The sequence below is a fragment of the Bacillus sp. X1(2014) genome (assembly GCF_007678255.1).
On the sequence record NZ_VEED01000001.1, the window covers coordinates 501,718 to 521,020 of the forward strand.

Genomic DNA, 19,303 nt, shown 5'->3' on the forward strand with positions numbered 1-19,303 from the left:
AAATGAAAGGACGTTCTAGCACACCTTTTTCGTATTAACTAAGTTGATTTACTACTAACTGTTTCTTGGACGAAATGGCTTTTTTGACCGTGGTTCCCCAAGAATCTCAGCCCAAATAATACCGTTAATAAGAGTTTCTTCATCTGGATTCAGGGAGATTTCTCTTCCATCTTCGTGTCTGTGATTTACTTTTACTTTATCAGACTTTTGTTGGGCAACTGACATTCCGATCCGTTTAACCTCAGGCTCTTGTTTTAGTTGATAGTATTTATTCTCAAGATGTCCAAGATTATCTTTTGGGACAGTTGGAATATTTTTCGCTTTTAACGGGCCATTTGTTCGAGATTCCTCAAAATCCAGTTGTTTTTTTACTAAGTTTCGAATTTCCTCAAAAGTTCCCTTTGAAAATGTTTTGTTTCTAGATTCTCCTTTTTTTCCTTTTGCATTACGGAAAACGATAGAAACAATTCCGATGATAATCATAAACAGGATACTTTCCAATAATCTCCACCCCTTTCATATCCCAAAGTGGATTATTGACCGTCTTTTTTGTCCCCAGTCATCTTACCGATAGAACCTCTCATATCAGTGTCTGCGGAAATATTTTTATAGTTCATATAATCCATTACACCTATATTTCCCGATTTAAGCGCTTGAGCCATTGCCAGCGGAACCTCTGCTTCAGATTCTACAACCTTAGCCCTCATTTCTTGAACCTTTGCTTTCATTTCTTGTTCGAGAGCTACTGCCATCGCTCTGCGCTCTTCTGCTTTGGCTTGAGCAATTTTCTTATCTGCTTCTGCTTGCTCCGTTTGTAATTCAGCTCCTATATTTTTACCGATATCTACATCCGCTATATCGATGGAGAGAATTTCAAAGGCTGTACCAGCATCTAGACCTTTTGAAAGGACAGTTTGGGAAATTAAATCTGGATTCTCGAGCACCTTACTATGACTATCTGACGATCCAATGGTGGAGACAACACCTTCACCGACACGAGCAACAACCGTTTCTTCCCCCGCACCACCAACAAGTCGTTCGATGTTGGCACGAACAGTAATTCTTGCCTTTGCCTTTACTTCAATCCCATTCATAGCTACACCAGCGATAAATGGTGTCTCAATGACCTTTGGGTTAACACTCATCTGAACCGCTTCTAAAACGTCACGACCAGCTAAATCAATAGCCGCACATCGTTCAAAGGATAATTCAATATTCGCCCGATGAGCAGCAATTAGAGCATTTACGACTCTGTCAACATTACCACCGGCAAGGTAATGACTCTCCAGTTGATTAGTAGTAACGTTTAAACCCGCTTTATGGGCCTTTATAAGGGGATTAACCACTCTGCTTGGCGTTACCCTCCTAAGCCTCATACCAACTAATGTAAAGATACTGATACGTACACCCGCTGCCAAAGCAGAAATCCACAGCATAACCGGCACAAATGATAATAAGATCCCAAATAATATTAAGGCAACGACTACAACCGCAATGATAAAAATTGTTCCGTTACTTGCTATCATATCTAAACCCCCTTCTTAATTTACCTCTCTTACAACAATACGTGCCCCTTCGACTTTTATCACTTTAACGAGAGCGTTCTGCTCGATAAAGCCACCTTCACTAACTACATCAACTCGCTCATTATTAATAATAACAGTTCCAGCAGGCCGCAGTATCGTTAGAGCGAGACCTTCCTTTCCCAACAAATCGGTCCTGTTAATGTTGGAGACATATCCATCTTCTTTCCTAGCTGAATCAAATAGGACCATTTTATTAAATAGGACAAGTTTTTTATTAAAAATCTTAATCATCATAAAGAAAACTAATACGGATAAGAAAATAGCTATTAAGATGGATACACCGATTTGAATTGTATCCTCTCCTGCTAAAAAAAGACTTAATATTAATGCAGCGACCCCTAGAGTGCCGGCAATCGCTCCGGGTAAAAAGAACTCAAGGAATATAAGGATTAAACCTGCCACAAATAAAAATAACGTGCCATAGCCTGCAAGACCTGCCTGGAAATGGCCATAAAAGAATAAAGTGAGCGCTAACACACCGATAAATCCTGCCACACCAAATTTTGTTGAAAATAACTCCAATACAATTCCGATTCCCGCAATCGATAAAAGGATGGTTACAACAATCGGGTCAGTAAGAAATTGCGTCATTCGAGAGCCCCCTTTCTTTCTTTAGTCTCGACTATACTTATTACGTATGTAGATGAATTAAGTTTCATTATTAAAAATAAAAAGACTGCAGGCCAGTGACCTGCAGTCTTTATGTCAGAATACTATGAAAGGTGTTGTTGTACAAGTTTATTTACAAGTGCCCCATCTGCCTTACCCTTTACTTTAGGCATAATAGCAGACATCACTTTTCCCATTTCTGCTTTTGATTTTGCGCCGACTTCAGAAATCGTTTCTTTAACGACCTCTGCCAGTTCCTCTTCAGAAAGCTGTTTTGGCATATATAATTCAACAATAGCCAACTCCGTGCGCAACTTATCAACTAGGTCTTCACGACCAGCTTTACCAAATTCATGGAGGGAGTCTTTGCGTTGTTTCACTTCGCGAGAAAGGACTGTTAACTCAACATCATCGGAGAGCTCTTTCGTGCCGAGCTTAATAGCTTCATTTTGCAATGAAGCCTTAACCATCCGAATGACTGAGAGTTTGTCTTTTTCCTTGTTTCTCATCGCTTGTTTCATATCATTATTCAAACGCTCGAGAAGACTCATGTATTACACCCTCTCTTAAAACTTACGTTTTCTAGCTGCTTCAGACTTTTTCTTACGTTTTACACTTGGCTTTTCATAAAATTCGCGCTTTCTTGCCTCTTGCAAAGTACCAGTTTTTGATACTGTACGTTTGAAGCGGCGAAGAGCATCTTCAAGCGATTCGTTTTTACGAACGACGGTTTTAGACATTCTCTTTCCCTCCCTCCGAAACACAACACACTAACATTCAATCCATGTACCTTGCAATTATAATATAACCTTGATACAAGGTCAACTGAAATTCGTATTGATAAAACAAGCTTTTTATTTTTTTATTCAAATAAATGTAGACTTGTCTATATTTCCCTTAAAAACTGGCATGTCCCTCTTAGTACAACCATACAATGAAGCGAGGGGGGCATATAATGCTATACATATTATTATTTGTTCTTTGCATTTTATTATTTATATTTGGGATGACCATTATGCGATTTGCACTGTTTAATTTATCAGCTAACAAATTAAAGGGTTGGCTGATTAAATTGACTAGCACTCCTTTAAAAGGGATGCTAACAGGGACATTTATAACAGCACTTTTACAAAGTAGTACCGCCGTAATGGTGATTACAATTGGATTAATTTCAGCAAGAATTATGACGTTCCCCCAGTCAATTGGAATCATTCTTGGCACAAATATTGGTACAACCTTTAAAACAGAATTAATTACGTTTAATATTGATAAAGTCCTCGTTCCTCTCGCCATTTGTGGAGCACTGCTTATTTTATTAAAAAATAAAAAAGCGAGAAGTATCGGGATGCTGCTATTCGGAATATCCTCTGTTTTCGCAGCTATGAAAGGCTTCGAGATGCTAGCTGTCCCGTTAACATCAATGGATTATATTAATAATTTCATCCTTTCCATTAATGATCATATTCTTTTAAGCCTGTTAACCGGCACAATTATAACAGCTATTATTCAATCGAGTACTGCAATGACTGGCATTGCAATGAGTTTTTTATTAACTGGACTCTTGCAGCTAGATGCGGGTATAGCTATTGTCCTTGGTGCGAATATTGGTACATGTATTACCGCTCTTATTGCTTCGATTGGCGGGGGGAAGGAATCGAGATTAGCTGCATTTGCGCATGTTTGGCTCAATGTTTTCGGGGTCTTGCTTTTTATCCCACTAATCCCAACACTTACTGAAAATGCTCCACTTCTTGCCGATACAAAAAATGTACAATTAGCACACATCAGTGTCATTTTTAATGTTGTGTCTTCAATCATTGTTTTACCTTTTGCAACGAGATTTGGGAAGATGATTTTATTTTTACATGATAGACCATCTAAAATCACCTAAAAAAGACGGCATTAGCCGTCTTTTTTAATAATTGGAAGTGACTGTAAGACCATTGACGATCGCGATACTTGAACTTGCCCCGATTCTAGTTGCGCCGGCCCCAATCATTTTTTGGACATCTTCTGTACTTCTAACTCCACCAGACGCTTTTACACCCATGTCCGGACCGACTGTTTTCCTCATTAAGGCAATGTCTTCTGCTGTCGCTCCACCTGTTGAGAATCCTGTAGAAGTTTTAACAAAATCTGCACCAGCCTTTAAGGCTAGCTCACAGGCTCGAATTTTTTCTTCTTTGGATAACAGACTAGTTTCTATAATCACCTTCGTATGAGCCTTACCCTTTGCAGCCTCAACAACGGCTCTAATATCATTTTCAACTAATTCATCGTTATGATCTTTTAGGGCTCCAATATTAATGACCATATCCACTTCTTCTGCGCCATTCTCAATGGCGTTCTTAGTTTCAAATGCTTTTGTTTCAGAAGTAGTCGCCCCTAATGGAAATCCAATTACTGTACAAACCATCACTCCACTGCCTTGCAACAATTCTTTTGCGGTGCTTACCCATGTAGGGTTTACACAGACCGAAGCAAATTTATATTCCTTTGCTTCCTTGCAAAGGGCCTCAATTTGCTGTTTTGTTGCTTCCGGCTTTAGTAGGGTGTGGTCAATCATTGCAGCAATATTTTTAGTAGCCATGTACATACTCCCTTCGAATTCCATATGAATTTTAGAAGTAATTTGCTGCTGTAAATAGTTTAACCTAAACACTATAAAAAAAAAGGACCTAAATGGTCCTTAAATGACAGCTTCTTCTTCAATAAACAATTCTTTCTTGGATATTGAATCCTCAACTACCTTAACAAATTGTCCACGATTGTATGGATATCCCGCTTGGTTAATTTTAACTTTAACTATTTTACCAATCAAATCTTCTGGGGCAGAGAAAATAACCTTCATGTAATTATCAGTGTATCCGATCAGATATCCCGAATCAGCTTCTTCTTTTGATACTTCTTCAGGAATCAATTCTAGGACTTCACCTTCAAATCTTGAAGCGTATTCTTTTGCCAATTGATCAGAAAGCGTGATGAGACGATGGACTCGTTCATTTTTAATTTCTTCATCGACTTGGTCTTCCATCCGAGCAGCGGGTGTTCCTGTTCGTTTAGAATAAGGAAACACATGGAGCTCAGAAAATTTATGCTCATTAATAAAATTATACGTTTCCATAAACTCTTCCTCAGATTCACCTGGGAAACCGACAATGACGTCCGACGTGACAGCAAGGCCTGGAAGAACTTCTTTTAGTCGATCTAATCTTTCTCCGAAGAACTCCATTGTATATTTACGGCGCATTCTTTTTAAGACAGAATTCGAACCAGATTGTAACGGAATATGCAAATGGCGGACCACAATAGGAGAATGTTTAATCACTTCAATTACTTCATCAGTAATCTGACTTGCTTCTATGGATGATATGCGCAGACGTTTTAGTCCTTTTACTGCTTCCAAATCACGAAGTAATTGGGCAAGATTGTAATCCTTCATGTCTTCGCCATATCCGCCTGTGTGAATACCTGTAAGAACAATTTCCTGATAACCTGCATTAACTAATTGCTGTGCTTGCCGAATTACTTCCTTCGGATCACGTGATCTCATTAAGCCTCGGGCCCAAGGAATAATACAGAAAGTACAGAAATTATTACAACCTTCTTGGATCTTTAAAGAAGCACGAGTCCTGTCTGTAAAGGAAGGAACATCCAGTTCTTCATAGACACGGCTTTTCATGATATTGCCAACCCCATTAATTGGCTGACGCTCACGTTTGTATTGCTCAATATATTCAAGCATTTTTATCCGGTCCTGTGTTCCCACAACAACATCAACACCAGGAATAGCCATAATTTCTGCAGGAGATGTTTGTGCATAGCATCCAGTTACACAAATAACCGCATCTGGATTTTTCCTAACGGCACGACGGATCACTTGGCGGCTTTTTTTGTCGCCTGTATTTGTTACGGTACAAGTATTAATAATATAGACGTCCGATATTGATTCAAAATCAACTCGATCGTAACCTTCTTGTTTGAATAACTGCCAAATAGCTTCAGTTTCATAATGATTTACTTTACAACCTAAAGTATGAAACGCAACTGTTGCCATTATTTTTCACCTCATTAATTCAAAATGATAGGAAATTGCTGATAATGCATATAAAGGAGCTGTTTCGGTTCGTAATATTCTCGGGCCTAACCCACAAACTGCAAATTCATAATCCTTTAATTGCCTAACTTCTTCATCAGTTAAGCCGCCTTCTGGACCAAATACGATTAGGAGTGTATCGCCTTTATTGATTTTTTTTAGCGTATCAGCAAAAATGGAAGTTTCACCATTTCTACTCTCTTCCTCAAAAGCAACTAATTTATAATGAAAATCTTTGCTCTTTAATAGCAAATCTTTAAAGCTAATCGCACTCATGACATCCGGTAAAAAGGCACGATGGGATTGCTCCGCAGCTTCTTTAGCTATCTTTTGCCATCTATCTACTTTTTTCGTTGCTTTTTTTTCATCCCATTTAACGACTGAACGAGCTGCTGAAAATGGAAGGAATTGATGCGCACCTAGTTCTGTTCCTTTTTGGATAATCCATTCCAACTTGTCCCCTTTAGGCAGTCCACTAGCAATCGTAATTGTAATGGGCAGCTCGGAAACCCCATCTATCCATTGTACAACGTCTGCAACAACACTTGTATCGGTAATTTCTGCAAGGGAACATACTGCTTGCTTCCCATCTAGATCAACGCAAATAATTTTGTCGCCAATTTGCATGCGCATAACTTTTTCGATATGATGGCGGTCTTCGTCATTAATCAAATAGCGCCCATCGTTTGCTCGTTGTTTAACAAAGTATCGTTGCACACTTTTGCACCCTTTCTTAAACCATACACTTAATTTTACTAAAGAAAAGTCTGTTCTAAAAGCATGGCACGAAAAAAAGGGGTATGTTACCCCTCTTATTCAACCATTATATCCGTTTGGCAACAATAGCAACCCAATCTTCCATCAAAATTGTTTCGGATATCTCAAAGCCAACAGCAATTAATGCATCTTTGACTTGATCTTTTTTCTGCTGGATAATCCCAGAGGCAATGAACGCTCCGCCAGGTTTGACAACTCTTGCAGCATCCTCAGTAAATCGTAAAATAACCTCGGCCAAAATATTAGCTACAACAACATCAGCAGAATTTTCCTCTACACCATCCAGTAGATTATTTTGGGCAGTAACTGCTCGATCACTTACTTTATTAAGTTTAATATTCACTCTTGCTGTTGTTACTGCTACCTCATCAAGATCAAATGCACGAACATCTTCGGCACCCAGCATAGCTGCGGCAATGCTTAATACCCCCGATCCTGTTCCAACATCGATAACCCGGTCACCAGGACGAACAGTTCTTTCAAGAGCCTGAATACACAAGACAGTAGTCGGGTGTGTTCCTGTTCCAAACGCCATTCCTGGATCTAATTCAATGATTAATTCATCACTGCTGACCGGAGTATAAATCTCCCAAGTCGGTACAATTGTAAATTTTTCTGAAATTTTCACAGGATGATAATATTTTTTCCATGCAGTTGCCCATTCTTCTTCATTTACTTCACTTATTGTCACTTTATTTTTACCGATATCGATATTATGAATAATCAAATTATTAATGGATTCTTTAATTGCATCCACCGTTTCACCTAAAAAGCTATTTACCGGAAGGTACGCCTTTAAAATCACACCTTCATCCGGATAATCATCGGGATTGAGTTGATAGATTTCTCCAAATTGATCTTGTCTTTCTTTTGTCAGTTCAAATGGATCTTCAATGACTACGCCACTCGCCCCAGCTTCGTGCAAAATATGAGAAATAGGTTCAATCGCCTCATTTGTTGTGTGAATACTGATTTCAGACCATTTCACATCTACCAACTCCAATCCTTACTCGCTTTTAAAGGCACGTTTTACTTTTGAGAAAAAACTTTCCTCGTGTTCACCAATCGGAGAAGAGCCACTAAGCTCTGCGAATTCTTTTAAAAGCTGCTTCTGTTTATCTGATAACTTTGTTGGGGTAATAATCCGAACAATAATGTATTGATCACCAACACCGTATCCACGAACATTAGGAACACCTTTTCCTTTTAAACGGAATTTTTTCCCCGTCTGAGTACCTGCAGGAATTTTCAATTTCACTTTCCCGTGTAAGGTAGGTACTTCAATCTCATCACCTAATGACGCTTGAACGAAAGTGATCGGCATTTCACAATAAATATCATCGCCATCTCTTTCAAAAAACTCATGTTGCCTTACATGGAATACAACATAAAGATCTCCTGGAGGTCCACCGTTAATTCCTGCTTCACCTTGTCCTGACATGCGGAGTTGTTGACCATCATCAATACCCGCAGGGATTTTAACATGAATCTTCTTGCGTTTTTGTACTTTTCCTTTACCGCCGCAAGTAGAACATTTATGTTTAATTTCTTTCCCAGTCCCATTACAGTGATTGCAGGTACGTCGATTGACGATTCTTCCAAATGGAGTATTCTGCTCCACATTTAACTGTCCTGTCCCATGACAATGCTGGCATGTTTCTGGTTTTGTTCCAGGTTTTGCACCAGAACCACTGCATGTTCCACAAGTTTCTTCACGAGGAATTTCAATATCTGTTTCTTTCCCAAAGGCTGCTTCTTCAAAAGAAACCGTCATCGTGTACTGAAGATCTGCTCCTTGTCTTGGTGCGTTTGGATCACGTCTTCTACCGCCTCCACCGCCGCCAAAGAAAGTATTGAAGATATCCTCAAATCCTCCAAAGCCTCCGCCGAAATCACTGCCGCCAAAGCCTTGGTTTGGATCTGTATGGCCAAATTGATCATAATGGGCCTTTTTCTGATCATCACTTAATACTTCATATGCCTCTGTTATTTCTTTAAATTTATCTGCCGCATCTTCTGCTTTATTTATATCTGGGTGATATTGTTTGGAAAGCTTTCGATAGGCTTTTTTTATTTCATCCTTTGAAGCACTTTTACTAAGACCTAGTACTTCATAGTAATCCCGTTTACTCATGATTACCCACTCCCGAATCTGTCACATAAAGGTTATTGTATCATTCATCACAATGTTAATGCAATAAAAAAAGCCAAAGCCCATAGTTCTGACTTTGACTTTTTTCTGAGCTATGAAAACTCTTATAAATGTCTAGCTCCAGCGCCTAGGGGCTCGGGGTCACAAGCCAATCTGTCAAGAAGGTAAAAAGCAACCTTCTCGCCAGCTCGTCTTATGCCTGTCGCCCCTGGACAAGGCGCTTCCACTTTTCTATTTATCGTCTTTTACTTCTTCAAATTCTGCATCAACAACATCATCTTTAGGACCAGCAGTGTTTCCCGCTTCTGGGCCTCCCTGTTGTGCTTGCTGGGCAGCTGCTGCTTGTTCATAAAGTTTTACTGTTAGGGCTTGAACGATTTCTTGTAATGCATCCTTTTTCGCACGGATGTCTTCAAGTTCGTTTTTCTCAATCGCAGCTTTTAACGCATCCTTAGCTTCATTAGCTTGAGCTACTTCACCAGCATCAACCTTACCTTCAAGGTCTTTTAATGTCTTTTCGGTTGTAAAGACAAGTTGATCTGCTTCGTTACGAAGTTCAACTTCCTCTTTACGTAGTCTATCTGCTTCTGCGTTTTCTTCAGCTTCTCTAACCATGTTTTGGATTTCTTCATCTGAAAGTCCAGTTGAAGACTTAATCGTGATTTGTTGTTCCTTATTTGTGCCAAGGTCCTTTGCACGAACATTAACGATACCGTTCTTATCGATGTCAAAGTTTACTTCAATTTGTGGAATTCCACGTGGTGCTGGTGGAATATCAGATAATTGGAACCGTCCTAAAGTCTTGTTATTAGCCGCCATCGGACGCTCACCTTGAAGGACATGGATATCAACAGCAGTCTGATTATCAGCAGCAGTTGAGAACACTTGCGATTTAGATGTAGGTATTGTCGTATTACGGTCAATTAACTTTGTAAATACACCACCCATTGTTTCAATTCCAAGGGAAAGTGGTGTAACGTCAAGCAATACAACATCTTTTACATCCCCTGTAATTACTCCACCTTGAATAGCAGCACCCATCGCTACCACTTCATCAGGGTTAACCCCACGGTGCGGCTCTTGTCCTGTCGCTTTTTTAATCGCTTCTTGAACAGCTGGAATACGCGTAGAACCACCAACCAAGATTACTTTATCAATTTCTGAAGGAGTTAATCCAGCATCGCTTAATGCTTGGCGAGTTGGGCCCATTGTACGCTCTACAAGATGAGCAGATAATTCATCAAACTTCGCTCTAGTCATGGTTACTTCAAGGTGAAGCGGACCAGCGGCACCAGCAGTGATAAATGGTAATGAAATTTGCGTAGAAGTTACACCTGATAAGTCTTTTTTCGCTTTTTCAGCCGCATCCTTTAAGCGTTGTAATGCCATTTTATCTTGGGAAAGGTCAATCCCATTTTCTTTTTTGAATTGGTCTACAAGGTAATCAATAACGACTTGGTCAAAATCATCTCCGCCAAGGCGATTATCACCAGCGGTTGATTTAACTTGGAATACACCATCGCCTAATTCTAGAATTGAAACGTCAAATGTACCGCCGCCAAGGTCATATACAAGAATTGTTTGATCTTCGTCGGTTTTGTCTAATCCATATGCAAGTGCAGCTGCAGTTGGCTCGTTAATAATACGTTCTACTTCAAGACCCGCAATTTTCCCTGCATCTTTTGTTGCTTGACGTTCTGCATCATTAAAGTAAGCAGGTACTGTAATTACTGCCTTTGTAACAGGCTCGCCTAGATAATCTTCAGCATAAGACTTTAAGTATTGAAGAATAATTGCAGATAATTCTTGTGGTGTATACTCTTTGCCTTCAATGTCCACTTTATAATTTGTGCCCATATGACGTTTGATGGACATGATCGTGTTTGGATTTGTAATTGCTTGACGTTTAGCAACTTCACCAACTTGGCGCTCTCCATTTTTAAATGCGATTACGGAAGGAGCCGTACGATTACCTTCTGGGTTTGGAATAACCTTTGGTTCGCCACCTTCAAGGACAGCAACACAAGAGTTGGTTGTACCAAGGTCGATACCGATAATTTTACTCATTTCCTTTTCCTCCTAGAAAAAAATATGTAGTTTTATTGATTTACTTTCACCATTGCAGGTCGGATAACACGGTCTTTTAATAAGTAACCTTTTTGAAATTCATCCGTTACAATGTTTGAGCCATAGTTCTCATCCTCACCTTGCATTACAGCTTGATGCTGATGTGGATCAAACTCTTTTCCTACAGATTCAATCAGTTCAACACCTTCACTTTTCAGAGCATCAAGCAAACTGCGGTAAACCATGTCCATCCCTTGTAGAAGTGACTTAGTTTGTTCATTATCTGCTTCAATTTTCATCGCTCTTTCAAAGTTATCAATTGCAGGCAATAAATCAGTAATAAGTTTTTGTGCTCTATATTTTTGGCTTGCTTCTTGATCTAATCTAGTACGTCTCCGGAAATTATCAAAGTCTGCTTGCAAGCGTAGATATCGATTATCTGCTTCCTCTAACTTTTCTTTCAACAGTTGAATTTCTTGGTCCTTTTCATCAACCAATGAATCCGCTGCCTGTTCTGTTGCTGTACCTTCGTCAAAAACAGTCTCAACCGTTTTTTCTTCGGTAAGTTCAACATTTTCAGTACTTTCAACTTCCATTTCTTCATTTAGCGTTTTATTATTCTCATTCGTCAACTTACTCACCTCCCTTAAAGCATTTGCTGTCATTTATAGGATAATTCATTGTCATGGAAAAGGGGGTGAAACAGGTATTTCACCCTTACTCAATATTACCCGAGCTATTTATTTTGATACAATTTCGTCCAGACAGCAGTTAAATCCTTACTTAGAAATTGTAATAAGCTAATGACTCGGGAATATTCCATCCTTGTAGGGCCTAGGATGGCGATCGTCCCTAAATTCTCAACACCGGCCGAATAAGTAGCTGTAATTAAACTGCAATTATCCATGACACTATTTTTATTTTCAGTACCAATTTTAACCTGAATTCCAGCTGCATCATTTCTGATTAAATTATAAATCCATTCTTCCTGGTCAATCATCGTTAATAAGCTTCGAAGTTTTGTTACATCATGAAACTCCGGCTGGCTTAACATATTGGTCTTTCCAGCAAAGAAAAGTTTTTCATTAACTGGCATTTTTAATGAATCTGCGATAGTATGCAGCATTAAGTCATAATCATGGATATGCTGTCTTAAAAGCATGGCTACCTCTTTATAAATCTTATCATTTAGATCTTCGAGAGGTACGCCTGATAAACGATCGTTTAAAATATTCACTGTTTTTTCTAAATCACTGGCATCTACTGATGGTGGTAATGAAAAGGTCCTATTTTCTACATGGCCCGTATCTGTAACAAAAATAGCTACGGCTGTCTCTTTGTTTAACGGGATAATTTGAATTTTTTTCAATTTATTAATACTAACAGCCGGGCCAAGAACAATGGATGTGTAGTTCGTTAGGTCCGATAATATTTTTGCAGACCTTTGAATAATTTTTTCGAATTCGAAAATTTTCTCAGCAAAAATCGACTGAATGATAGATGTATCATGTTGATTTAATACCTGTGGAGACAAAAGATGATCCACATAATAGCGATATCCTTTTTCCGATGGGACACGACCTGAAGAGGTATGTGTCTTTTCAATATACCCCAACTCTTCAAGGTCGGACATTTCATTACGAATGGTTGCCGAACTGAAAGAAATCTCTTTCTTTTTCGACAAACTTCTTGAGCCGACTGGTTGGGCAGATCGAATAAAGTCATCAACAATAACCTGAAGAATTAACAATTGACGATCTGTTAACAACATTCATCACCTCTGTTAGCACTCCTAGTTAACGAGTGCTAATTATATTAATAAATTATCAAATGAAGGGGGATGGTGTCAATCAAAAAGAACAGTAAACCACTCTAATCAAGACAATAATTAAAATCTTGCTTATCTTAAAAATGCCTGGAATACTTCATTTCCTAGCAGTCTCCCCTTTTTCGTTAAAAATATATGATTTTTTTCCACATCTAACCACTGTTTTGCCGTTAATTCATTAATCTCTTTTTCAAATAATTGAAGGGGGTCTTTAGCAAACTTTTCAATAAAATGAGGAATGAAGACACCTGCAGTTTTTCTCAATCCCAAAAACATTTCTTCTTCCATTTGCTCAATTTTTGAAGTTTGATGTTCTTCCATTACCGGCATGAGCCCATTATTTATTTGCTCCATATACCTTTTTAAGGGACCAATATTCGAACGTCTTATCTGATTTAAATAGCTATGAGCACCTGCCCCAAACCCATAATAAGAATTATTATTCCAATAGGTAAGGTTATGTCTGCTCTCATACCCTGGTTTAGAAAAATTACTAATTTCATATTGGTTGAATCCATGCTTTTCCATTTCTTCCATTAGTAATTCGTACATCGCAGCTTCCACATCCTCACCAGGAGTTGGCAGTTTTCCTTTTTTCAGTAAATTATAAAAAACTGTTTTTGGTTCAATGATTAAGGAATAGGCAGAATAATGTGTGATATCAAGTGATAAAGCCTCTTTTAATGTCTCTTTAAAATCTGAAAAAGTTTGTGAAGGTAAACTAAAGATAAGATCTATACTGATATTTTCAAATCCCAAGGATTTTGCGTTATCAATTGTTTGGTAGACATCTTTCGCTTTGTGGACACGGCCGATTTTTTTCAGTAGCTCCTCATTAAACGTTTGAACTCCAAGGCTAATCCGGTTAACTCCAGCCTCTTTTAATATTTCTAATTTTTCTGCCGTTAAGTCACCAGGATTCGCCTCAAAGGTAAATTCTATATGCTCACTCTTTGGTAAATTTCTGTTAATACTTTCACAAAATTGATAAAGCTGCTTTTCATTTAACGATGTCGGTGTACCCCCTCCTACAAAGATCGTCTCAAGGCCATTTGTTGGAAATTGGGTTAAAGTCATTTTCATTTCTTGTTCAAGTGCTTTTAAGTAATCATCAACCGGCTGCCCCTTTAGAAACACTTTATTAAAATCACAATAATGGCAAATATGCTCACAAAAAGGGATATGGAGATAGGCTGATTTAATCATTTCGTTCACTTCCTCATTCTTCAACAAAAAGAGGCTAGAATTCGCCCAGAAAATGGCTTGTCCTAACCCCCAGCTAGTTTATTTTTTTGTGTTGCTATCGTCCATTTTTAAGACAGCCATAAATGCTTCTTGTGGCACTTCAACGGATCCTACTTGCTTCATCCGCTTTTTACCTTCTTTTTGCTTTTCTAATAATTTTCGTTTACGGGAAATATCTCCGCCATAACATTTGGCTAAAACGTTTTTACGCATAGCCTTAATTGTAGAACGAGCAATAATCTTCTGACCCACTGCAGCCTGAATTGGAACTTCAAACTGCTGCCTAGGGATAAGCTCCTTCAGTTTTTCAACAATAATCTTCCCTCGTTCATAGGCGAAGTCTTTATGAACAATAAAGCTTAATGCATCCACTTTTTCACCATTTAACAATATGTCCATTTTAACAAGGCTGGAAGGTTTATAACCAATGAGCTCATAATCAAAGGATGCGTAACCTCTTGTGCTTGATTTCAATTGATCAAAGAAATCATAGACAATTTCTGCTAATGGCATTTCATAGATAATACTTACCCGATTTTCCGCCAGGTATTCCATTGTTACAAAAATTCCCCGTTTTTGTTGGCAGAGTTCCATAATGGTTCCTACATAATCATTTGGAGCCATCATCGTTGATTTCACATAAGGCTCTTCTACACGGTCAATTTTTTGTGGATCCGGTAAATCAGAAGGATTGTCCACCCTTATTTCGGAGCCATCTGTCATATGAACATGATAGATAACACTCGGTGCTGTCGTTATTAAATCAATTTTAAATTCACGTTCAATCCGTTCTTGAATAATCTCCATGTGAAGCAATCCTAAGAATCCACAACGGAATCCAAATCCAAGTGCTTGTGAAGTTTCTGGTTCAAATTGAAGTGAAGAATCATTTAACTGAAGCTTTTCAAGTGCTTCACGCAGATCATTAAACTTCGCTGTATCAATTGGGTAAAGTCCACAGTAAACCATTGGGTTTAGTTTCCGGTAACCTGGAAGTGGCTCTGTTGCCCCATTTTTTGCATTTGTAATTGTATCACCCACACGAGTATCCCCGACATTTTTTATTGATGCAGATAAAAAGCCAACATCACCAACGGTTAACTCATCACGCATGGTTGCTTTTGGTGTAAAAACGCCTATCTCATTTACTTCAAATTCTTTACCAGTAGCCATCATCCGGACTTTATCGCCCACCTTAACGGTTCCTTCGACCACACGAATGTACGCTACAACACCACGATAGGCATCATACAGAGAATCAAAAATAAGGGCCTTTAATGGTGCTTCTGGATCTCCCTGTGGTGCAGGGACTTTCTGAACGACTTGTTCAAGGATTTCTTCAATTCCAATCCCTGCCTTTGCTGAAGCTAACACGGCTTCCGAAGCGTCCAAACCGATGACATCCTCGATTTCTCCTCGAACACGCTCTGGATCTGCACTAGGCAAGTCAATTTTGTTAATGACTGGTAAAATTTCAAGGTCGTTATCAAGGGCAAGATAAACGTTGGCTAGTGTCTGTGCTTCAATTCCTTGTGCAGCGTCAACGACTAAAACAGCCCCTTCACATGCTGCAAGACTCCTTGATACCTCATACGTAAAATCGACATGTCCCGGTGTATCAATTAAATGGAAAATATATTCTTCTCCATCTTTTGCTTTGTATTTTAACTGGACGGCATTTAATTTAATGGTAATTCCGCGTTCTCTTTCAAGGTCCATTGAATCAAGGAGCTGATCTTTCATTTCCCGAGAGGTCAATGCATTGGTTTTCTCCAAGATCCGGTCAGCTAATGTTGATTTCCCATGATCAATATGGGCTATAATTGAGAAATTTCTAATTTTTGATTGTCGTTTGAGTCTTTCATTATTGTTCATGGTCTTTCACTCCTACTATACTCGCACATATACACTATTTTGAATTATATCAATACGATTAACAAGATTCAATCAAAAGTCGCATAAGATTATTTCCTGAAATAAAATAGCGGCACCAAACTGGTGCCACTTCGATTATTTTAATCAGCAATAAGATGAACTAACTTTTCAGAAGCGCCTGATATCCCCTCAGACATCTTCTTCCCCATTGTAGAGAAAAAATTATATGCACTTATTTCTTCTAGTTTTTTTTGCTTTGCCTCAAGATCATGACTTGAGATTTCGTTTCCCAAAAAGGTAGCTTGCAAGTTACTGTCTGTCCCATTTAAACTAACAGCATTTTGAAAGTTTGGATCATCATAGCCTTTCATTTTATGAATACCATCATTAGCCAATTGCATACCAACTAAAACAGAGATTAACATGAGAGCAGCCAAGCATACACTCTTTAACATGAACATCTTCATAAAAAATGCTCCCTTACATCTATTGTTCTTTTGTTGATTGTTCAACATCCTTGTTAACTTTTTCAGCATCCCAGTAATATTCACTAAACACATCGGCAAGTGCATCTGCTGAACGATTTAATTCTTCAAACGTATTGTCGACACCGCCAAATTCAATCAACATGGCATTTTCAGAGAGGTTTTGATTATAGATACTATTTGATCCGGCTGCATTTTTAATAATTACACCCCTGCTTAAGCCTTTATATTTCTTTTGAAGAAGTTCGTGGAGAGCTTTTGCAAGTTTTGCATTCTTTTCATAATTTGGATTCTTCCCCCCGATAATAAAGGCCAGTCTCGCATAGGATTTACCTTTAATATCTACGGTTGTTTGTGCTTTTCGTTGAGAGTCCCTGTGAATATCAATCAAATAGTTTATATCTTTATTTGAAGACATGGCTGCTTGAACCACCGGACGGGATTCATCGTAGGATTGCCAAAATTTCCTTCCCTTCTTATTTAAGCTCGCCTGAATGTCTGTTTTATTAACACTCGTTCCGATTCCTCTATCCTCGAGACTTGTTTTTAAATGATCACCAATTTTCATAACATTGATTTTCGAATGATATGCAAGGTTGGGATTTGTTACCCCTTTTAAATATGGCAGATAGGATTCCCGATTATGCGAGAAGTATAGATATACTACCTTCCGTTTACCAGTGGTTTGACCTGGTATAGACGGTGTATTTTCACTAGATGGATTTTCAGTAATTTCTAAATCTGTCAAGGCTGCCTCTCGCTCCGCTTTCATTATTTCGAGCGGCGGGGCAGATTCAATTGGCATATTTGTGTAGTTCGTCCCCTCACCTGCCACTAGTATTTTTCCATCAAATTCATAAAAACCTGGGAGTTCTCTACCTAAGAGACTACGGGGATCATTTAAATTAATATTGCTTGATAGCTTAAATACAAAGTTCGTTAATGTAGGAGCTGACGTCCAATCTTTTTCAACCGATAAAAAATGATGATTTTCCCAACCCATTAACTGATAGAGCAATTCCCCATTCACATTTGTTGCTGCCTGATTAACCGAAGACGACATAGGTCGATACTGTGGCTTTAACGAGGTTAATAACCCACTAATAGAGAAAATCAATAGTATAAATAGTAACAATATTCCAGTGGCTTTAAGTAGACTTGTCCCTTGCACCATAACAAAAGTTCCTGAATTTCTAGCTTTCATGGTTCCACCTCGCAAAACTGATTCTAGTAAATGATATGAAGCTACTAGAATTGGTAGAACCCAAAATTTAACTTAAGAGGCATCCTTTTAAATAAATAGATTTGAAAGATGCCTCTTACTATTCCTTTATTTGGTGTAGTAGCCAGCATTCCCTTGGTCAACAGCACCATGAAGCGCAGAATTTAAACCGTTGGCAATTAGATTAGCCATATCTTCAATAAAAACATCAACTTCCTTAGGAGTAACCATTAAATTATGACCAATTGGTGATAAAACTTCATAAATTAATTTTCTTTTCTCTTCCTCTTCCAATGTCCCAATCATTCCAAGAAAGGTTTTCCGGTGCTGTTCTTCCGGTAAGTCATCTTCAGTCAACTTTCGCTTTTCACCGAAACTCATCCCTGCTGGTGCAAGTGCTCTTGAAGGACGATTACCCTCCTTTAGCTCTTTTCCAAAGTGTTTCAGGATAAAATCGATCGTATCACTAGTAATGGACACAGCATCTACCACAGTCGGAACCCCAATTGCAATGACAGGTATTCCTAAGGTTTCTTTACTCAATTCTTTTCTTTTATTACCTACCCCCGAACCAGGATGTATACCTGTATCGGATATTTGAATGGTTGAATTAACCCGTTCAATCGAACGAGATGCAAGTGCGTCAATAGCAATAACAAAATCAGGTTTTGTTTTTTCCACTACACCAAAAATAATATCGCTTGTTTCAATCCCCGTTAATCCCATAACACCAGGTGAAAGGGCACTTACGGACCTGAAGCCTTCCTCTACATTTTCCGGCTGCAACTGAAACAAGTGGCGGGTGACCAGTAAATTTTCACACACCATCGGTCCTAAGGCATCTGGGGTCACATTCCAATTGCCTAGACCTACCACAAGACATGAATCCGTTTTTTGTATCCCAGACCCTTCCAAAAAGTAGGAGAACTCTCTAGCAAAAATCTCCTCCACCTTTTGCTGTACCTCTGTGTTTTGCTGGCGAATCCCTTGTACTTCAACAGTTAAATATCGACCAGCTTTTTTCCCTAGCTGGTCGGCCCCTTGTTCGGTTACTTCGACCAAAGAAACCTTTATGTCATCAACATCTTTTTCCTTAATAATCACGCCTTCAATTTGCGAAAGATCTTTCTCTTGCCCAACAGACCCTTTTTGCTGTGTAAGAACCATCTCTCTTGCTTCAATCGCCAAATCCGTTCGAACAGAATATTGACTTAAGTCAATTGACTCATCCATTAATATTCACTCCCATCAAATCTTTCAATAGTCTAGCAACTATTTCCTATTTTTGCCCTTACCATCTTAAATCATGCAAATGATATTCTTCTGTGAAAACAGTATTGCATTATAGCCTTCCATTTGAT

At 38.6% G+C, this 19,303-nt stretch carries 19 protein-coding genes; 1 reads left to right on the top strand and 18 read right to left on the bottom strand.

Features of this window, described 5'->3' with window-relative positions:
• Nucleotides 1-54 precede the first annotated feature (54 nt).
• From FS608_RS02685 to rpsU, 5 genes are all read right to left on the bottom strand, one after another.
• Nucleotides 55-501 (bottom strand): hypothetical protein, encoded by a 447-nt coding sequence (locus FS608_RS02685; RefSeq protein ID WP_144547725.1) that lies wholly within the window; start codon nucleotides 499-501, stop codon nucleotides 55-57.
• Between the two features lie 32 nt (nucleotides 502-533).
• A complete protein-coding gene (gene floA / locus FS608_RS02690) occupies nucleotides 534-1,526 on the bottom strand; it encodes a flotillin-like protein FloA (RefSeq protein WP_186328576.1) in 993 nt (330 codons plus the stop codon).
• Nucleotides 1,527-1,541: 15 nt separating this feature from the next.
• Nucleotides 1,542-2,177, bottom strand: a complete 636-nt coding sequence (locus tag FS608_RS02695; RefSeq protein ID WP_144547726.1) for an NfeD family protein — start codon at nucleotides 2,175-2,177, stop codon at nucleotides 1,542-1,544.
• Nucleotides 2,178-2,299: 122 nt separating this feature from the next.
• Nucleotides 2,300-2,746: a GatB/YqeY domain-containing protein gene (locus tag FS608_RS02700; RefSeq protein ID WP_144547727.1), complete on the bottom strand. Its 447-nt coding sequence runs from the start codon at nucleotides 2,744-2,746 to the stop codon at nucleotides 2,300-2,302.
• Nucleotides 2,747-2,761: 15 nt separating this feature from the next.
• Nucleotides 2,762-2,935 carry a 30S ribosomal protein S21 gene (gene rpsU, locus FS608_RS02705; RefSeq protein ID WP_007087607.1) on the bottom strand — a complete coding sequence of 58 codons (174 nt, stop codon included), beginning with the start codon at nucleotides 2,933-2,935 and terminating at the stop codon, nucleotides 2,762-2,764.
• A gap of 215 nt (nucleotides 2,936-3,150) precedes the next feature.
• Between rpsU and FS608_RS02710 the strand changes: the two genes are divergently transcribed.
• Entirely contained in the window at nucleotides 3,151-4,086 is a 936-nt protein-coding gene (locus FS608_RS02710) for a Na/Pi symporter (protein WP_144547728.1), read from the top strand.
• 24 nt (nucleotides 4,087-4,110) lie between these two features.
• On the opposite strand, the gene deoC is transcribed toward FS608_RS02710, so the two are convergent.
• From deoC to gpr, 13 genes are all read right to left on the bottom strand, one after another.
• The gene (gene deoC / locus FS608_RS02715) at nucleotides 4,111-4,785 is read right to left on the bottom strand and encodes a deoxyribose-phosphate aldolase (protein ID WP_144547729.1); all 675 of its coding nucleotides are present in this window, start codon (nucleotides 4,783-4,785) and stop codon (nucleotides 4,111-4,113) included.
• 99 nt (nucleotides 4,786-4,884) lie between these two features.
• Nucleotides 4,885-6,252: a tRNA (N(6)-L-threonylcarbamoyladenosine(37)-C(2))-methylthiotransferase MtaB gene (gene mtaB, locus FS608_RS02720; RefSeq protein WP_144547730.1), complete on the bottom strand. Its 1,368-nt coding sequence runs from the start codon at nucleotides 6,250-6,252 to the stop codon at nucleotides 4,885-4,887.
• A gap of 6 nt (nucleotides 6,253-6,258) precedes the next feature.
• On the bottom strand, nucleotides 6,259-7,008 hold the full coding sequence (locus tag FS608_RS02725) for a 16S rRNA (uracil(1498)-N(3))-methyltransferase (RefSeq protein WP_144547731.1): 750 nt from the start codon (nucleotides 7,006-7,008) through the stop codon (nucleotides 6,259-6,261).
• Nucleotides 7,009-7,114: 106 nt separating this feature from the next.
• A complete protein-coding gene (gene prmA / locus FS608_RS02730; RefSeq protein ID WP_144547732.1) occupies nucleotides 7,115-8,056 on the bottom strand; it encodes a 50S ribosomal protein L11 methyltransferase in 942 nt (313 codons plus the stop codon).
• Nucleotides 8,057-8,074: 18 nt separating this feature from the next.
• The gene (gene dnaJ, locus FS608_RS02735; protein WP_144547733.1) at nucleotides 8,075-9,202 is read right to left on the bottom strand and encodes a molecular chaperone DnaJ; all 1,128 of its coding nucleotides are present in this window, start codon (nucleotides 9,200-9,202) and stop codon (nucleotides 8,075-8,077) included.
• 249 nt (nucleotides 9,203-9,451) lie between these two features.
• On the bottom strand, nucleotides 9,452-11,287 hold the full coding sequence (gene dnaK / locus FS608_RS02740) for a molecular chaperone DnaK (protein ID WP_144547734.1): 1,836 nt from the start codon (nucleotides 11,285-11,287) through the stop codon (nucleotides 9,452-9,454).
• 32 nt (nucleotides 11,288-11,319) lie between these two features.
• Nucleotides 11,320-11,919, bottom strand: a complete 600-nt coding sequence (gene grpE / locus FS608_RS02745; protein ID WP_313958691.1) for a nucleotide exchange factor GrpE — start codon at nucleotides 11,917-11,919, stop codon at nucleotides 11,320-11,322.
• A 104-nt stretch (nucleotides 11,920-12,023) separates the two neighbouring features.
• Complete coding sequence (gene hrcA, locus FS608_RS02750; RefSeq protein ID WP_144547735.1) at nucleotides 12,024-13,055, bottom strand: heat-inducible transcriptional repressor HrcA; 1,032 nt, start codon at nucleotides 13,053-13,055, stop codon at nucleotides 12,024-12,026.
• Nucleotides 13,056-13,187: 132 nt separating this feature from the next.
• Nucleotides 13,188-14,321 (bottom strand): radical SAM family heme chaperone HemW, encoded by a 1,134-nt coding sequence (gene hemW / locus FS608_RS02755; RefSeq protein WP_144547969.1) that lies wholly within the window; start codon nucleotides 14,319-14,321, stop codon nucleotides 13,188-13,190.
• A 78-nt stretch (nucleotides 14,322-14,399) separates the two neighbouring features.
• Entirely contained in the window at nucleotides 14,400-16,235 is a 1,836-nt protein-coding gene (gene lepA, locus FS608_RS02760; protein ID WP_144547736.1) for a translation elongation factor 4, read from the bottom strand.
• A 140-nt stretch (nucleotides 16,236-16,375) separates the two neighbouring features.
• Nucleotides 16,376-16,702 (bottom strand): DUF3679 domain-containing protein, encoded by a 327-nt coding sequence (locus FS608_RS02765; RefSeq protein WP_144547737.1) that lies wholly within the window; start codon nucleotides 16,700-16,702, stop codon nucleotides 16,376-16,378.
• A gap of 19 nt (nucleotides 16,703-16,721) precedes the next feature.
• The gene (spoIIP, locus tag FS608_RS02770) at nucleotides 16,722-17,924 is read right to left on the bottom strand and encodes a stage II sporulation protein P (RefSeq protein ID WP_144547738.1); all 1,203 of its coding nucleotides are present in this window, start codon (nucleotides 17,922-17,924) and stop codon (nucleotides 16,722-16,724) included.
• Between the two features lie 126 nt (nucleotides 17,925-18,050).
• Complete coding sequence (gene gpr / locus FS608_RS02775; RefSeq protein ID WP_144547739.1) at nucleotides 18,051-19,175, bottom strand: GPR endopeptidase; 1,125 nt, start codon at nucleotides 19,173-19,175, stop codon at nucleotides 18,051-18,053.
• Between the last annotated feature and the right edge of the window lie 128 nt (nucleotides 19,176-19,303).

Excerpts from the sequence above, each read along its gene's own strand:
- floA (WP_186328576.1), bottom strand. The coding sequence starts at position 1,526 with ATGATAGCAAGTAACGGAACAATTTTTATCATTGCGGTTGTAGTCGTT.
- FS608_RS02695 (WP_144547726.1), bottom strand. The coding sequence starts at position 2,177 with ATGACGCAATTTCTTACTGACCCGATTGTTGTAACCATCCTTTTATCG.
- FS608_RS02700 (WP_144547727.1), bottom strand. The coding sequence starts at position 2,746 with ATGAGTCTTCTCGAGCGTTTGAATAATGATATGAAACAAGCGATGAGA.
- rpsU (WP_007087607.1), bottom strand. The coding sequence starts at position 2,935 with ATGTCTAAAACCGTCGTTCGTAAAAACGAATCGCTTGAAGATGCTCTT.
- FS608_RS02710 (WP_144547728.1), top strand. The coding sequence starts at position 3,151 with ATGCTATACATATTATTATTTGTTCTTTGCATTTTATTATTTATATTT.
- deoC (WP_144547729.1), bottom strand. The coding sequence starts at position 4,785 with ATGGCTACTAAAAATATTGCTGCAATGATTGACCACACCCTACTAAAG.
- mtaB (WP_144547730.1), bottom strand. The coding sequence starts at position 6,252 with ATGGCAACAGTTGCGTTTCATACTTTAGGTTGTAAAGTAAATCATTAT.
- dnaJ (WP_144547733.1), bottom strand. The coding sequence starts at position 9,202 with ATGAGTAAACGGGATTACTATGAAGTACTAGGTCTTAGTAAAAGTGCT.
- dnaK (WP_144547734.1), bottom strand. The coding sequence starts at position 11,287 with ATGAGTAAAATTATCGGTATCGACCTTGGTACAACCAACTCTTGTGTT.
- hemW (WP_144547969.1), bottom strand. The coding sequence starts at position 14,321 with ATGATTAAATCAGCCTATCTCCATATCCCTTTTTGTGAGCATATTTGC.
- lepA (WP_144547736.1), bottom strand. The coding sequence starts at position 16,235 with ATGAACAATAATGAAAGACTCAAACGACAATCAAAAATTAGAAATTTC.
- FS608_RS02765 (WP_144547737.1), bottom strand. The coding sequence starts at position 16,702 with ATGAAGATGTTCATGTTAAAGAGTGTATGCTTGGCTGCTCTCATGTTA.
- spoIIP (WP_144547738.1), bottom strand. The coding sequence starts at position 17,924 with ATGAAAGCTAGAAATTCAGGAACTTTTGTTATGGTGCAAGGGACAAGT.
- gpr (WP_144547739.1), bottom strand. The coding sequence starts at position 19,175 with ATGGATGAGTCAATTGACTTAAGTCAATATTCTGTTCGAACGGATTTG.